Source organism: Pseudomonas sp. GL-B-19 (assembly GCF_019956415.1).
Classification (GTDB): domain Bacteria; phylum Pseudomonadota; class Gammaproteobacteria; order Pseudomonadales; family Pseudomonadaceae; genus Aquipseudomonas.
In genome coordinates, this window is the sequence record NZ_JAHBDK010000029.1 from 37236 (window position 1) to 52581 (window position 15346).

Annotated in this window: 14 protein-coding genes and 1 pseudogene; 9 read left to right on the plus strand and 6 right to left on the minus strand. The window is 57.6% G+C overall.

Going from position 1 to position 15346, the window contains the following annotated elements; translation table 11 throughout:
* Nucleotides 1–171 precede the first annotated feature (171 nt).
* Entirely contained in the window at nt 172–372 is a 201-nt protein-coding gene (locus KGB06_RS12280; protein ID WP_223516011.1) for a YbdD/YjiX family protein, read from the minus strand.
* Nucleotides 373–792: 420 nt separating this feature from the next.
* Between KGB06_RS12280 and KGB06_RS12285 the strand changes: the two genes are divergently transcribed.
* The 4 genes and pseudogenes from KGB06_RS12285 (at nt 793) to KGB06_RS12300 (ending at nt 3206) form a co-directional block, all read left to right on the plus strand.
* Entirely contained in the window at nt 793–1398 is a 606-nt protein-coding gene (locus tag KGB06_RS12285) for an SCO family protein (protein ID WP_223516014.1), read from the plus strand.
* Complete coding sequence (locus tag KGB06_RS12290) at nt 1398–1871, plus strand: copper chaperone PCu(A)C (RefSeq protein WP_223516017.1); 474 nt, start codon at nt 1398–1400, stop codon at nt 1869–1871. Before KGB06_RS12285 ends, KGB06_RS12290 begins: the two co-directional genes overlap by 1 nt.
* A 326-nt stretch (nt 1872–2197) precedes the next feature.
* Nucleotides 2198–2398 (plus strand): annotated as a pseudogene (locus KGB06_RS12295) (PLD nuclease N-terminal domain-containing protein); the annotation flags it as partial.
* 496 nt (nt 2399–2894) lie between these two features.
* Nucleotides 2895–3206, plus strand: coding sequence for a fructose-bisphosphate aldolase (locus tag KGB06_RS12300; protein WP_223516019.1), 312 nt, complete (start codon nt 2895–2897; stop codon nt 3204–3206).
* Nucleotides 3207–3297: 91 nt separating this feature from the next.
* On the opposite strand, the gene KGB06_RS12305 is transcribed toward KGB06_RS12300, so the two are convergent.
* From KGB06_RS12305 to KGB06_RS12325, 5 genes are all read right to left on the minus strand, one after another.
* Complete coding sequence (locus KGB06_RS12305) at nt 3298–3915, minus strand: LysE family translocator (RefSeq protein WP_223516024.1); 618 nt, start codon at nt 3913–3915, stop codon at nt 3298–3300.
* 249 nt (nt 3916–4164) lie between these two features.
* A complete protein-coding gene (locus KGB06_RS12310) occupies nt 4165–4713 on the minus strand; it encodes a cupin domain-containing protein (RefSeq protein WP_007946335.1) in 549 nt (182 codons plus the stop codon).
* A gap of 503 nt (nt 4714–5216) precedes the next feature.
* A complete protein-coding gene (locus KGB06_RS12315) occupies nt 5217–6500 on the minus strand; it encodes an NAD(P)/FAD-dependent oxidoreductase (protein WP_411741846.1) in 1284 nt (427 codons plus the stop codon).
* A gap of 72 nt (nt 6501–6572) precedes the next feature.
* Nucleotides 6573–8063 (minus strand): aldehyde dehydrogenase, encoded by a 1491-nt coding sequence (locus KGB06_RS12320; protein WP_223516030.1) that lies wholly within the window; start codon nt 8061–8063, stop codon nt 6573–6575.
* A gap of 190 nt (nt 8064–8253) precedes the next feature.
* Nucleotides 8254–9630 carry a glutamine synthetase family protein gene (locus KGB06_RS12325; RefSeq protein WP_223516033.1) on the minus strand — a complete coding sequence of 459 codons (1377 nt, stop codon included), beginning with the start codon at nt 9628–9630 and terminating at the stop codon, nt 8254–8256.
* Nucleotides 9631–9914: 284 nt separating this feature from the next.
* Between KGB06_RS12325 and KGB06_RS12330 the strand changes: the two genes are divergently transcribed.
* The 5 genes from KGB06_RS12330 (at nt 9915) to KGB06_RS12350 (ending at nt 15293) form a co-directional block, all read left to right on the plus strand.
* Entirely contained in the window at nt 9915–10676 is a 762-nt protein-coding gene (locus tag KGB06_RS12330; protein ID WP_223516035.1) for a gamma-glutamyl-gamma-aminobutyrate hydrolase family protein, read from the plus strand.
* Nucleotides 10677–11043: 367 nt separating this feature from the next.
* The gene (gene potA / locus KGB06_RS12335) at nt 11044–12186 is read left to right on the plus strand and encodes a polyamine ABC transporter ATP-binding protein (RefSeq protein ID WP_223516038.1); all 1143 of its coding nucleotides are present in this window, start codon (nt 11044–11046) and stop codon (nt 12184–12186) included.
* A 29-nt stretch (nt 12187–12215) separates the two neighbouring features.
* Complete coding sequence (locus tag KGB06_RS12340; protein WP_223516125.1) at nt 12216–13097, plus strand: ABC transporter permease subunit; 882 nt, start codon at nt 12216–12218, stop codon at nt 13095–13097.
* Complete coding sequence (locus KGB06_RS12345; RefSeq protein ID WP_223516040.1) at nt 13094–13978, plus strand: ABC transporter permease subunit; 885 nt, start codon at nt 13094–13096, stop codon at nt 13976–13978. The genes KGB06_RS12340 and KGB06_RS12345 overlap by 4 nt, the downstream gene beginning before the upstream one ends.
* Before the next feature lie 217 nt (nt 13979–14195).
* Nucleotides 14196–15293, plus strand: coding sequence for a polyamine ABC transporter substrate-binding protein (locus KGB06_RS12350; RefSeq protein ID WP_223516043.1), 1098 nt, complete (start codon nt 14196–14198; stop codon nt 15291–15293).
* The last annotated feature ends 53 nt before the right edge of the window (nt 15294–15346 follow it).

The window sequence follows — 15346 nt, forward strand, 5'->3', positions numbered from 1 at the left end:
TACCGACAATCGCTCGCCACCTCTTTTGAAGTGGAATTGATACTGAAGTCGTACTCCTTGCCCTTGTGCAACGCCCACGCCCGGGAAGGCTCGGACGCTGCAACGTCGAAGCTTAGCAGTCGAAACGCGATAGCGAGAACATTGTGCTGATTGCGGCGTTCACAGAGGCGTTCAGCAGCAACGCGTCGTGCATTGCTTGCCGCCGTAGCGGGCCTCCTGACGCTCACGAATAAACATCGAGTAGCTCAAGACCGGCTGGTCCGGGTGTTTGAGCACCATTTGCGCGACGTAGTTGTCGTAGTCAGGGACGCCGACCATCAAACGTGCGCTCTGACTGAGGAATCGGGCGGCTTGCTGCAATTTGCGGTACATGGCAATGCTCTCATTGTGGTGTTGGACTGCCCCATGAAAGCGCACTCATGTATCTGCAATGTGTCCGCTGCAACGCCTCCCCTGTAGCAGCTGCCGAGCCTGCGAGGCTGCGTTCGGCGGCGAAGCCGTCGTAAACCCTGAGTGCACGGTGGGCCTGACACACCGCATTGACTGATTTCACGACGGCTTCGTCCGAACGCGGCCCGCACCGAACGCAGCCTCGCAGGCTCGGCAGCTGCTACAAGGATCGCGTTATGGCTACTGATCCGTAGTTTTCTTCCGGTTCTGTCTCTGTACCGCAACCCGCGCCGGTCCGACAATGCGCAGCACAGCGCAACAGTTTGTTAATATCCACGCGCTTTTTTCGTCTGATTCATCAGCCGCCACAGATTTCACGTCGCTACACAGGATTTCCCCTCCATGAGTACGTTGTATACCCGTCGCACTGTCCTGCGCGGCATGAGCCTGTTGAGCCTCGGCCTGCTGGCCGGTTGCGATGACAGCAGCAAACTGTCGTTCAAACACGGCAAGGACCTCAGCGACAAGATCATGGGCCGTACTTTCAAGCTCAAGGACGCCGATGGCGAAACCCGGATGCTGACCAGCTATCGCGGGATGATGCCGATGGTTTTCTTCGGCTTCACCCAATGCCCGGCCGTGTGCCCGACCACATTGGCCCGCGCCGCCCAAGCGAAAAAGCTGATGGGCCGCGATGGCGAAAAGCTGCAAGTGATCTTCATCACCCTGGACCCGGAACGCGACACGCCGCAGATGCTCGACAAATACGTCAAATCATTCGACCCGACGTTCGAAGCGCTGCACGGCACGCTGGAAGAGACCGCCGCCACCGCCAAGGAATTCGGGGTGTTCTTCGAAAAGGTCCCCAGCGGTTCGAGCTACACCGTCTCCCACACCGCGACCAGCTATGTCTTCGACTCCCGGGGCACTTTGCGCCTGGGACTGTCTGCGTCCCTTACCGCCCAAGAGTGCGCAGAAGACCTGCTCACCGTCATGGAGGTCTGCTAATGACTTCAACATCCTTCAAACGCATCAAACAACTGGCCCTCGGTCTGTCGCTGATTGGCCTGGCCTTCCAGGTGTCCGCGCAAACTCAGGTCCACGATGCCTGGGTCCGCGCGACCGTTGCCGACCAACCGTCCACCGGCGCCTTCATGACCCTGCAAGCCGACAGCGACAGCACCCTGCTGAGCGTTCAATCCCCGGTGGCTAAAACGGTACAGATTCACCAAATGAGCATGAAAGACGATGTGATGAAAATGGGAATGGTCGAGTCCGTCGCGCTGCCGGCAGGCAAGCCTGTGAACTTCGATCCCCATGGCTACCACGTGATGCTCATTGACCTGACCGCTCAGGTTAAGGAAGGCGATAAAGTCCCGCTGACCCTGACCGTGAAAAACGCCAAGGGCGAGCAGGAAATTATCGAAGTGCAGGCCGACGTCCGCGCGCTCGGCATGGCGGATCACAGCAAGATGCATTAATGCCCCGCCAGACCCGCCGCCCAGGCGGGTCTAATCTCTCTGCCGGTCAGGCTGGCGTGGGTGAACACCTGAGCAAACTCGGCGTGCCTCACCTGCAAAGGATGTCTGCGGTTTAAAACGTAAAGGAAGTCCCCTGTTTCTACCTTTGCAACCCAATCCCCCTGTGGGAGCGAGCCTGCTCGCGAAGAGGCCCTGACCTTCAACATCAATTGAACTGCCAGCTCTAAATCGCGAGCACCCCGCTCACTCCGCCCAAAAAACCTGAAATTTAATCAACCCAGCCCACAGCGATTCACCTAACTGAATGACTATCAGGAGGGTGGCGAATGCAAACCGAAACAATCTGGATCGTACTCACAGCGGTACTTTTGCTGGTCGAGCTATGGGCAATCAACCGAGTCCGAAAAGCCGAAGGCAAATCGAGCAACAAACTCTTGTGGATCGTGGTGATCGTGTTCGTGCCGATGATTGGCGTCCTGGCATGGGCAGCGTTCGGCCCGAAACACACCGAACACAACCCGCATTCGCCGCAGGCCAGGCAGTGGGGCGAACGATCCGCAACATCGATTTTGGTAACTGCACAAAGTCCCGATGATTCGGGGCTTTGTCTTTTCTGGCCATCCGAAAAACGTGTAGGAAAGCGCCCTCTGTGGCGAGGGAGCATGCTCCCGCTGGGCAGCGAAGCCACCCCATCCCGTACCGCATTTCTAAACACGCCCAAATCCTGTAGCAGCTGGCGAAGCCTGCGTCCGGCTGCGCAGCAGCCGCAAACCCTGCAGGCAACGTCCACCTGACACTAAACAACCTCTGATATCACGATTGCCGATCAACAAAACGTCGTCTTAACCATCCCCCCAAACCCGCATTTACGTCCTACAACCCCTTTTTCAGCCGCCAAAATCGACGCCTATATTCGACCCGTCGCTGACCGCAGTCAGCGATAGGGTTTCGCAGCCCTAAAGGAAGACACCAAGCGCCGCCATGTTTATGGCGGCTGTGATTTTCTTTTAAGGACTGACATTTATGACCAATCAGAACCCGCCCCGCCGCTTCACCCCAATGTCCCAACTCGCCACCGACTACCCCGTCCTGCTCATCGACAGCGACGCCCCACTGTGCGAACTCCACAATTGCGTCAGCGAGCGCCTCAACGTCGTCCTCAAATACCTCAACCTCATGGCCTGCACCAGCCTCCCCGACTACGCCGAAAACGACATCAACACCGTCACAAACATCGCCCGGATTCTGATCCAGGATGTGAGTGATGTGTTTCGGGTGATTGAGCAGCGTGGGTTTGATACGCCCAAGAAGCAGAGCGCTTGCTTTAGTCAGTAATAGGTGACCTGCAAAAGGTGACACCGCTATTTATTAAATAGATTTGTCACCTTTTTGAGAAATTCGCTCTGAAACGGCAAACATTCACAGATCAGCCAACCCCCAACAAAAGCCCCTCAGCCTTAATTAAATAACCTAATTTCCACATAGAGAATGTAATCAGATAAAAACCACTCATCCAATTTAATATTCGAAAACTCACCCTTCCAGACAACATCCTACCCACAGCATCACCGCTTAACGCATAAACCATTTGGCAAACGAAGCTACCAATAAAAAAACCTGAAATAAATGCAGGAATATTGACCGCTACCCCACCTGAATGGTTGGCAAAAACGTAAGAAGTGATTGCAACGATGGTCAGTGGATTGGTCATCGTCAAAGCAAAAACAGAAATGAACCCAGCCTGTTGCGAAACCGACATATCGGGATCTGCATACTTCAGTATCTTTACCCCCAAATAAAACAGATAGACGATGGATGCAAAGACCAACAGGTTCCGATATTGCAACACGAACACACTCACAAGTGCTGCACCCAATAACGCAATCACGGCATATAAAACATCGGCGACTGCGGCGCCTAGTGCACTTGGCACCGCACTAAATCGGCCATGCAATATTGACTGCCGCAATATAATTAATGCAATCGGTCCGAACGAAATCGACAGCACCATCGAGAACAGCAGAGACTGCTGAAAATCGCGCACTTACTTTCCGACTTCCGTGAACATTTTTTTCTTGGTTCGGCAATAAGGATATTTAATGCCTGCTGCCACATTGAACGCTTCCTGAATGTTCATCAGTCTCTCCGTTTATTCCTTGATTTTATTTTTGTCGATCCCTGTTGCGCTATCCTGCGCCGGAGAAATATTCAATCTCACAAAATAAATGTCAACCGTTTTTGGCTTCGGACGCAGCCTTCGGCAGCTGCTACAGGGCTGCGTCCATTTTTGGTATCAGAAGTTTGCCGGGGTATTGGCGCTGATGATTTCCGCTTCATCCTGGCCAATGTTGCGAAACTTGTGCGGCAGGGTTGTCGGGAAGTAGTAACCATCCCCAGCGTTGAGCACACTAATCTGCCCATCAACCGTCAACTCAACCGTCCCCCGCGTCACCAGCCCACACTCCTCCCCTTCCGAATGCACAATCGGCTCTTCCCCCGAACTTGCCCCAGGCGCGTACTGCTCGCGCAACAACCGCATCTGCCGACTCGGCACCGAAGCCCCAATCAGCAACAACCGCAGACCATGACGGCCCAGATCCGGCTGTTCATTAGCCCGAAACACGTATTGATGCTCACGCGGCGGTTGATCAAAGGTAAAGAAGTCCGCCAGAGACATCGGTATGCCTTCGAGCAGTTTTTTCAGGGAGCTGACGGAGGGGCTGACGCGATTCTGTTCGATCAGGGAGATGGTGGCATTGGTGACGCCGCTACGCCGGGCCAGCTCGCGCTGGGACAGCTTATAGCTTTCGCGTACTAATTTGAGTCTTGAGCCCGTGTCCATGACAGCCTTATGCGTGAATTACTTAAGGGGTAATGGGGGTGGATGGCGGGCGACTTTTGGCCGCGAAAACACCGCTTCCCTGTCCCGGAAATTTGAAAGGCGGGTATTAAATCACGTTTGTTCGTGTTGCTCAGCAGGTTCGATAAGTGGTTGGGTAAAAAGGTTGTTTTGACCTGAATTCAGGGGGTTTGGCTGTGAAAACTGTAGGGGCGGTTGCTGTGTGTCAGCTGGCATTGATGGCGACGGGGATGGCCTCATCGCGAGCAAGCTCGGCTCCTACAGGGTAGTGGTGTGTCAGGCGATATCGATGCTGGCGGATATGGCCTCTTCGCGGGCAAGCCCGCTCCCACAGTTTTGACCTGAGCGAATACAAATTTTGTGCATTCCATAGATCTCTGTAGGAGCCGAGCTTGCTCGCGATGGCGGTGTGTCAGGCGACATCAATGTTGGCTGTGCCGCCGCCATCGCGAGCGAGCTCGGCTCCTACAGGGATTGCAGCAGGTTTAGATGCCGATACGATCGCGCAGCGAGTAGTACACGGCGCCGAGGGCGGTCAACGGTGCTGAAAAGGTGCGGCCGCCGATCATTGGCATGTGTGGCAGGGAGGCGAACGCGTCGAAGCGTTCGGCGTCGCCGCGGATCATTTCCGAGATCAGTTTGCCGGCCAGGTGCGAGCAGGTGACGCCGTGGCCGCTGTAGCCTTGCATGTAGTAGGCGTTTTTCTCGATGCGGCCGAATTGCGGCATGCGGGACATGGTCAACAGGAAGTTGCCGGTCCAGCGGTAGTCGATTTTCACGTCCTTCAATTGCGGGAAGGTCTTGAGGATTTTCGGCTTGATCAGTTGTTCAATGTCGTCCGGTTCCCGCGCGCCATAGACCACGCCACCGCCGTACAGCAGGCGGTTGTCGGCGGTGAGGCGGTAGTAGTCGAGCAGGTAGTTGCAGTCTTCGACGCAGTAGTTGTTTTTGATCAGGCTGCGCGCAACCTTTTCGGACAACGGTTCGGTGACGACGATTTGCGAGCCGCACGGCATGCTCTTGCTGGTCACGCGATTGTCGAGGCCCTGCGGCAGATAAGCGTTACCGGCGATCAGCAGGTATTTGGCGCGCACTACGCCTTTGGCGGTGCGTACGGTGATCGGTTCGCCGTAAGTGATTTCTACTGCCGCCGATTGTTCGTAGATTTTGCCGCCCAGACCGATGATGGCCGAAGCTTCGCCGAGGGCCAGGTTCAGCGGGTGGATGTGGCCGCCCTGCATGTCGAGCAGGCCGCCGACGTAGGCGTCGGAACCGACTTCACGCTTGATGTCAGCCGTGTCGAGCATTTTCAGGTTCTTGTTGCCGTAGCGCTCCCAGCTTTTCTTCTGCTCGGCCAGGCCTTTGAGTTGCTTTTTGTTCATCGCGGCGAAGATGCCGCCCGGACGGTAGTCGCACTGGATGTCGTAGTGTTGTATGCGCTGACGGATGATGTCGGCGCCTTCAAAAATCATGCTGCCGAGGACTTCGGCGGTTTTGTCGCCGTAGCGCTCTTCGATGACATCAACGTCGCGGCTGTAGGAGTTGACCAGTTGGCCACCGTTGCGACCGCTGGCGCCGAAACCGACTTTGGCGGCTTCCAGTACGGTGACGCTGTAGCCGGCTTCGGCGAGGAACAGGGCCGAGGACAAACCGGTGTAGCCGGCGCCGATGATGCAGACGTCGCATTCCACCAACTCTTCAAGCACCGGGAAATCGCCGGTGAAGTTGCGGGTGGCGGCGTAGTAGCTGTTTACGTGGGTTTGTTTCACAGAATCTTGTTTCATAGCTTTCTCCGATGGCCACCGGCAGCGTGCCGGCGCCCGTCGCTTTTTTTATAGGTATTAGAGCTTGATCCAGGTCGCTTTGAGTTCGGTGTATTTGTCGAACGCGTGCAGCGATTTGTCCCGACCGTTACCCGACTGCTTGTACCCGCCGAACGGCGCGGTCATGTCACCGCCGTCGTACTGGTTGACCCAGACGCTGCCGGCGCGCAAGCCGCGAGCGAAGGTGTGGGCCTTGCTCAGGTTGCTGGTCCAGACGCCAGCGGCCAGGCCGAAGATGCTGTCGTTGGCGATGGCCAGAGCTTCTTCAACGGTGTCGAAGGTGATCAGCGACAGCACCGGGCCGAAGATCTCTTCACGGGCGATGGTCATGGCGTTGGTCACGCCGTCGAAAATCGCCGGTTCCACGTAAAGGCCGCCGGTGCTTTCGAGGGTGCGGCTGCCGCCGGCGATCAGTTGCGCGCCCTGGTCTTTGCCTACCTGGATGTAACGCAACACGTTGTCCAGTTGGCGCTGATCGACGACTGCGCCGACGGTGGTTTCCGGGTCCAGTGCGTGCCCCGGTTTCCACGCTTGCAGCGCTTCCACCAACAGCGGAATGAACTGCTCGCGGATCGAACGCTCCACCAGCAAGCGCGAACCGGCGGTGCAGACTTCGCCCTGGTTAAAGGCAATCGCACCGGCCGCCGCTTGTGCTGCCGCGCGCAGATCCGGCGCGTCGGCGAACACCACGTTCGGGCTCTTGCCGCCGGCTTCGAGCCAGACGCGTTTCATGTTGCTTTGCCCGGCGTAGATCATCAGTTGCTTGGCAATCGCGGTCGAACCGGTGAAGGCCAGCACGTCGACGTCCATGTGCAGCGCCAGCGCCTTGCCGACAGTGTGGCCGTAGCCCGGCAGGACGTTGAACACGCCTTTCGGGATGCCAGCGTCCAGCGCCAGTTGCGCAATGCGAATGGCCGTGAGCGGCGACTTTTCCGAAGGCTTGAGGATGAACGAGTTACCGGCAGCCAGCGCCGGGGCGAACTTCCAGCTGGCCATGATCAACGGGAAGTTCCACGGCACGATGGCGGCGACCACACCGGCAGGTTCGCGGGTAATCAGGCCGAGTTGATCGTGCGGGGTGGCGGCGACTTCGTCGTAGATCTTGTCGATGGCTTCGGCGCTCCAGCGGATCGCGTTGGCGGTCGCTGGAATGTCGATGTTCATCGAGTCGTTGATCGGCTTGCCCATGTCGAGGGTTTCGAGCAGGGCCAGTTCTTCCCGGTTGGCCAGGATCAGGTCGGCGAAGCGGATCAGGGTGCGCTTGCGCTCGGCCGGGGCAAGGTTGGCCCAGATGCCGGATTCGAAGGTGCGGCGCGCGACGGCGACGGCCGCATTGGCGTCGGCTTCGTCGGTGCTGGCGACGTTGGCCAGAAAGCGACCGTCGACCGGGCTCATGCATTCAAAGGTGTCGCCGCTGAGTGCAGGGCAATATTGGCCGTCGATGAATGCACGGCCTTCGAGTGTTAGGGACTGGAAGCGTTGTTCCCAGTCGCTGCGAGTGTTTGTCATGGTTGTGACTCGACGCAGAGGAATATTGGATATCGGTGTGTCAGACGACGGGGGCTGGCTGATCGACCGCCTTCGCTGGCAAGCCAGCTCCTACAGTTGATCCATGTCGCTCACAGATGCTGCGCCCGACACACAACCCTGTAGGAGCTGGCTTGCCAGCGAAGGCGGTGCATCAGGCGACATCGAAGAATCAGACAGTGTGCAAGTACCAGTTGTACTCAAGGTCGGAGATGGAGTTCTCGAACTCGGCCAACTCGCTTTCCTTGCACGCCACGAACACGTCGATGTACAGCGGGTCGATGTAACGGGCCATGACTTCGCTGTCGTCCAGCTCGCGCAGTGCATCACGCAGGTTGTTCGGCAGGCTCTGCTCGTTTTGCTCGTAGCTGTTGCCTTCGACCGGGGCGCCCGGTTCGATCTGGTTGGTCAGGCCGTGGTGAATACCGGCCAAAACCGAGGCCATCAACAGGTACGGGTTGGCGTCGGCACCGGCTACACGATGCTCGATGCGCACTGAGTCCGGCGAACCGGTCGGTACACGCACGGCTACGGTACGGTTGTCGATGCCCCAGCTTGGCGAGTTCGGCACGTAGAACTGGGCGCCGAAACGACGGTACGAGTTGACGTTCGGGCACAGGAACGCCATCTGCGCCGGCAGGGTCTCGAGCACACCGCCGATCGCGTGTCGCAGCGCGGCGTTCTGCTCGGGATCCTCGCTGGCAAAGATGTTGTTGCCTTCTTTGTCGAGAATCGAAATGTGCACGTGCAAACCGTTGCCCGCCTGACCCGGATACGGCTTGGCCATAAACGTGGTGTCCATCTCGTGGTCGTAGGCGATGTTCTTCACCAGACGCTTGAGCAACACCGCGTAGTCGCAGGCCTTGATCGGGTCGTTGACGTGATGCAGGTTCACTTCGAACTGCGCCGGGGCGCTTTCCTTGACGATGGCGTCGGCAGGAATGCCCTGCTCTTTCGCGCCTTCGAGGATGTCTTGCAGACAATCGACGTATTCGTCGAGGTCGTCGATCAGGTACACCTGAGTCGACACCGGACGCTTGCCGGACACCGGCGAGCGCGGCGATTGCGGACGGCCGTTCACGTTGTCCTGGTCGATCAGATAAAACTCGAGTTCGAACGCAGCGCAGATGGTCAGGCCCATGTCGTCGAACTTGCGCACGATATTGGCCAGCACTTCACGCGGGTCGGCGAAGAATGGCTGGCCTTCTAGTTCATGCATGGTCATCAACAGTTGCGCGGTCGGGCGCTTCTGCCAAGGCTCGATGCTGAGGGTGCCAGGAATGGGGAAACAGATCCGGTCAGAGTCGCCGATGTCCAGACCCAGGCCAGTGCTTTCCACCGTAGAACCGTTGATGTCCAGAGCAAACAGAGACGCCGGCAGGTTAATGCCTTTTTCGTAGACCTTATGAAGACTGGTGCGCTCGATGCGCTTGCCGCGCACCACGCCGTTCATATCCGCAATCAGAAGGTCGACGTACAAAACCTCAGGATATTTCTTAAGGAATGCGTTTGCTTCGTTGAGTTGAACGGCACGCAGAGGGACCGACATGATGCACCTATTTTTTAGCTGTTAATTATTATGTTCACTACCCTTTCACGAGCCCAGTCAACCCGAACGGCAAAGTGAAGTCAATAGCGAACACTTGACCCTTCAACCTTTATTTTCTGGCCTTTTTAGGGGACGAGAGTGCCAGATCGATCTTGCGCACCGTGTAATTGCTGGAGATCGGACGTGCGGCGTTTAGAATTTTTTACATGAGAGTTGTTAATTAAAATCAACAAGGCTAAGCTCCGGAAAAGCTCGTTCAAGTGTGAAACTTCGAGGTGATAAAAATGGCATTCAAGCCATTGATCGGCGTTACTGCATGCGTCAAACAGATTGGCCTGCACCCCTACCACGTCAGCGGCGACAAGTACTTGCGTGCTGTCAGCGTCGCGGCTTTGGGGCTGCCTGTGGTCATCCCTTCCCTGGGCGAACTGACTGAAATCGAGGATGTGCTCGCGCATCTCGACGGTCTGTTGCTGACCGGCTCCCCCTCGAATGTGGAACCTTTCCACTATCAAGGCCTGGCCAGCGCTCCCGGCACGGATCACGATCCGGCGCGGGACGCCACGACCCTTCCTTTATTACGTGCGGCCATTGCGGCCGGCGTGCCGGTGCTCGGCATCTGCCGGGGCTTTCAGGAAATGAACGTGGCGTTTGGTGGCAGCCTGCATCAGAAGGTCCACGAACTGCCGGGCATGCTGGACCACCGCGAAGCGGACAGTCCGGAGCTGGCGGTGCAATACGCACCGGCACATACGGTCACTGTGCAACCGGGCGGCGTGTTCGAAGCCCTGGAGTTGCCGGCGGAGCTCATGGTCAATTCGATTCACAGTCAGGGTATCGACCGATTGGCGCCCGGCCTGCGTGCCGAAGCGATTGCGCCGGACGGCTTGATCGAGGCGATTTCCGTCGACCACAGCCCAACGTTTGCAGTCGGCGTGCAATGGCACCCGGAGTGGCAGGTGCTTTCGAATCCTCCTTATTTGAGTATTTTCCAGGCGTTCGGCGATGCGTGCCGGCGACGGGCCGCGCTGCGTAAAAGCCGCTGACTGAATACACAAACAACTGATTACTGCCCCCGCGAGTCAGACGGGCGTGCCTTTGCGCGCCCGCCCCTCGCGACAGCAACACACTGCGATAACAACAAGTACTACCAGGCAGCCAGGACGGCGGCGCCGAATAAGCCCAAGCGGTACGGGCCAGTGAATCCAACGCAACACCCCTGTAGGAGCTGGCTTGCCAGCGATGGCGGTCTGTCAGTCGACACTGATGTCGACTGCCACGGCCTCTTCGCTGGCAAGCCAGCTCCTACAGGGGACGCGAGTGAATTGACTGGCACCACACGGTTCGGGCTTGCAATCAACTATTAAGTCAGGCCGCGTTGGCCCGACGACTGAAACCTGTTGGGAGTTTCACATGGCAAACGCCTCCAGCACTTACAGGAAGGCTCTTGAAGGTCACCAGACATCGAAAAAGGTGTTGTTGAAGGTCGACCGCGTCACCAAGAAGTTCGACGAAACCTGCGCAGTAGACGATGTCTCGCTTGAGATTCATCAAGGCGAGATCTTCGCCCTGCTCGGCGGTTCCGGTTCCGGCAAATCAACCCTGCTGCGCATGCTCGCAGGCTTCGAGCGCCCGACCGATGGCCGGATTTTCCTCGACGGCGTGGACATCACCGACATGCCGCCGTACGAGCGGCCGATCAACATGATGTTCCAGTCGTACGCCTTGTTCCCGCACATGACCGTGGCGCAGAACATTGCCTTCGGCCTCAAGCAGGACCGTTTGCCCGCCAGCGAAATCGACGCCCGCGTTGAAGAAATGCTGCGCCTGGTGCACATGACCCAATACGCCAAGCGCAAGCCGCATCAACTGTCCGGCGGTCAGCGTCAGCGTGTGGCATTGGCTCGCTCCCTGGCCAAGCGTCCGAAGCTGCTGCTGCTCGACGAACCGATGGGCGCGCTGGATAAGAAGCTGCGTTCGCAGATGCAACTGGAGCTGGTGGAAATCATCGAGCGTGTCGGCGTGACATGCGTGATGGTGACCCACGACCAGGAAGAGGCCATGACCATGGCCCAGCGCATCGCGATCATGCACCTGGGCTGGATCGCGCAAATCGGCAGCCCGGTCGACATCTACGAAGCACCGGTCAGCCGCATGGTCTGCGAGTTCATCGGCAACGTGAACGCCTTCGACGGCACGGTGGTGGAAGACCTTGAAGGTCACGCAATCATCCACAGCCCAGACCTTGAGCAGAAGATTTACGTGGGTCACGGCGTCAGCACCTCGGTGCAGGACAAGTCGATCACCTACGCCATCCGCCCGGAAAAAATGCTGGTCAGCACGGTCAAGCCCGAGAACCGCTACAACTGGTCCCAAGGCAAAGTGCATGACATCGCCTACCTCGGCGGTCACTCGGTGTTCTACGTCGAACTGCCAAGCGGCAAAGTTGTGCAATCGTTCATGGCCAACGCCGAACGCCGTGGCGCGCGCCCGACCTGGGATGACACCGTCTACGTGTGGTGGGAAGACGACAGCGGCGTGGTACTGCGCTCATGAAAACACTCAATCAGCAGTTCATGCGGCTGATGCCGAGTGGTCGAAAGCTCGTCATCGGGGTTCCCTTCCTGTGGCTGTGCCTGTTTTTCCTGTTGCCGTTCTTCCTGGTGATGAAGATCAGCTTCTCGGAAGCGGCGCTGGCCATTCCTCCTTATTCGGAGATTTACACCTACGCCGAACAGAAGTTTCAGCTGTTTTTGAACGTCGGCAACTACCTGTTGCTGACCGACGATGAGCTGTACATCTCGGCCTACCTCGGCTCATTGAAGGTCGCGTTGTTCAGCACGCTGATTTGCCTGGTGCTCGGTTTCCCGATGGCCTACGCCATTACCAAGGCCAACAAGGAAACGCAAAACGTCCTGATGCTGTTGATCATGATGCCGACCTGGACCGCGATCCTGATCCGCGTGTATGCGTGGATGGGCATTCTCAGCAACAACGGATTGCTAAACGGGTTTTTGATGTGGACCGGACTGACCGATCACCCGATCGAGATCCTCAACACCAACACGGCCGTGTACATCGGCGTGGTTTACGCCTACTTGCCGTTCATGGTGTTGCCGCTGTACGCCAACCTGGTCAAGCACGATCAAAGCCTGCTGGAAGCGGCTTCAGATTTGGGTTCGAGCAACTTCAACAACTTCTGGAAAATCACCGTGCCGCTGGCCAAGAACGGCATCATCGCAGGCTGCATGCTGGTGTTCATCCCGGTGGTGGGTGAGTTCGTGATTCCGGAACTGCTGGGCGGCCCGGAGACCCTGATGATCGGTCGCGTGCTGTGGCAAGAGTTCTTCAACAACCGCGACTGGCCGGTGGCGTCTGCACTGGCGGTGGTGATGCTGTTGATCCTGATTGTGCCGATTCTGCTGTTTAACCGCAGCCAGGCCAAAGAGATGGAGGCACGGGGATGAAACGTTTCGGTTTTTCAAAAATGATGCTGGTGTTCGGCCTGTCGTTTATCTACCTGCCGATGCTGATCCTGGTGATCTACTCGTTCAACGCCTCGAAATTGGTGACCGTGTGGGGCGGCTGGTCGTTCAAGTGGTACGCCGGTTTGCTCGACAACACGCAACTGATGGGCTCGGTGGTGCGCTCGCTGGAAATCGCCTGCTACACGGCGGTGGCTGCGGTTGCACTGGGGACCTTGGCGGCGTTTGTGCTGACCCGCGTCACGCGCTTCAAAGGTCGCACATTGTTCGGCGGCCTGGTCACTGCGCCGCTAGTGATGCCGGAAGTGATCACCGGTCTGTCGCTGTTGCTGCTGTTCGTGGCGATGGCGCAGTTGATCGGTTGGCCGCAGGAACGCGGCATCATCACCATCTGGATCGCTCACACGACGTTCTGTGCGGCGTATGTGGCGGTGGTCGTTTCCGCGCGCTTGCGTGAGCTGGACCTGTCCATCGAAGAAGCGGCCATGGACCTTGGGGCCAAGCCATTCAAGGTGTTTTTCCTGATCACCATTCCGATGATCGCGCCATCGTTGGCGGCCGGCGGCATGATGTCGTTTGCCCTGTCGCTGGATGATCTGGTGTTGGCGAGTTTCGTGTCGGGGCCGGGTTCGACGACCCTGCCGATGGAAGTGTTCTCGGCGGTGCGTCTGGGCGTGAAGCCTGAGATCAACGCCGTGGCCAGTTTGATCCTGTTGGCGGTATCGATTGTGACCTTCATGGTCTGGTACTTCAGCCGCCGCGCCGAAGCCACCCGCAAGCGTGCGATCCAGGAAGCAATGGACCAGACCGCCAATGAGTCGTGGCAGCAACCTGACAAGCAAATGGTAGAAGCGACGGCTTAAGGGCCTGCAGCACGCACACTTTGTAGCAGCTGGCGAAGCCTGCGTTCGGCTGCGAAGCAGTCGTGAATTCAGACACTGCGGTTCTTTCTGGAAGATTGAATTCGCAGGTTTTACGACTGCTTCGCAGCCGAGCGCAGGCTTCGCCAGCTGCTACAAGGGGTGCGCCAAGACTGCAATTGTTTTGCGAATTTGAATAAAAAAGAATGGAGTTGTACCGATGAAAATGTTTGGCAGGACTCTGCTGACACTGTCCTTATTGGGCGCTATGGCTACCGGCGCCCAGGCCAATGACAAGGTACTGCGCGTCTACAACTGGTCGGATTACATCGCACCGGACACCGTCAAGAAGTTCGAAGACGAGACCGGCATTCGCGTGACCTACGATGTGTTCGACAGCAATGAAACCCTTGAGGCACGCCTGCTCGCGGGCAAATCCGGCTACGACATTGTCGTGCCGTCCAACAGTTTTCTGGCCAAGCAGATCAAGGCTGGCGTCTATCAGACACTGGACAAATCGAAGCTGCCGAACTGGAAAAACCTCAACTCTGTCCTGCTGAAAAACGCCTCCGCCAGCGATCCGGATAACGCTCACGCCTTCCCGTACATGTGGGGCTCGATTGGCATCGGTTTCAACCCGGTCAAGGTCAAGGAAGTACTCGGCGCCAACGCACCGACCAACTCCTGGGACCTGCTATTCAAACCGGAAAACGCGGAAAAACTCAAAGCCTGCGGCATCAGTTTCCTCGACTCGCCAACCGAAATGCTCCCGGCCGCCCTGCACTACCTGGGCTACCCGGTGAACTCGCAAGACAAAGGCCAGATCGCCGAAGCTGAAGCGCTGTTCATGAAGATTCGCCCTTCTGTGGCGTACTTCCATTCGTCGAAGTACATCTCCGACCTGGCCAATGGCAACATCTGCGTGGCGGTCGGCTATTCCGGCGACGTCCTGCAAGCCAAGGCCCGCGCCCAGGAATCGGGTAACACGGTGCAGATCGACTACAGCATCCCGAAAGAAGGCGCCGGCAGTTTCTACGACATGGTCGCCATCCCTCGGGATGCGGCGAACGTCGAGAACGCTTACCTGTTCATGAACTTCCTGATGCGCCCGGACATCATCGCCGAGATCACCAACAACATCGGCTACAGCAACGCCAACGCCGCAGCGACGCCGCTGGTGGATGAGGCGATTCGGGATGATCCGGGCTCGTATCCGCCGCAGGAGGTGATGGCGACGCTGTATGCGATTCCGGATATGCCGATCGGGATTCAGCGGGTGATGACCCGGGGCTGGACGCGGGTCAAGCTCGGGAAATAATCGCTGAATGTGAAATCGCTTTCGCGAGCAGGCTCGCTCCCACAGTGGTTTGT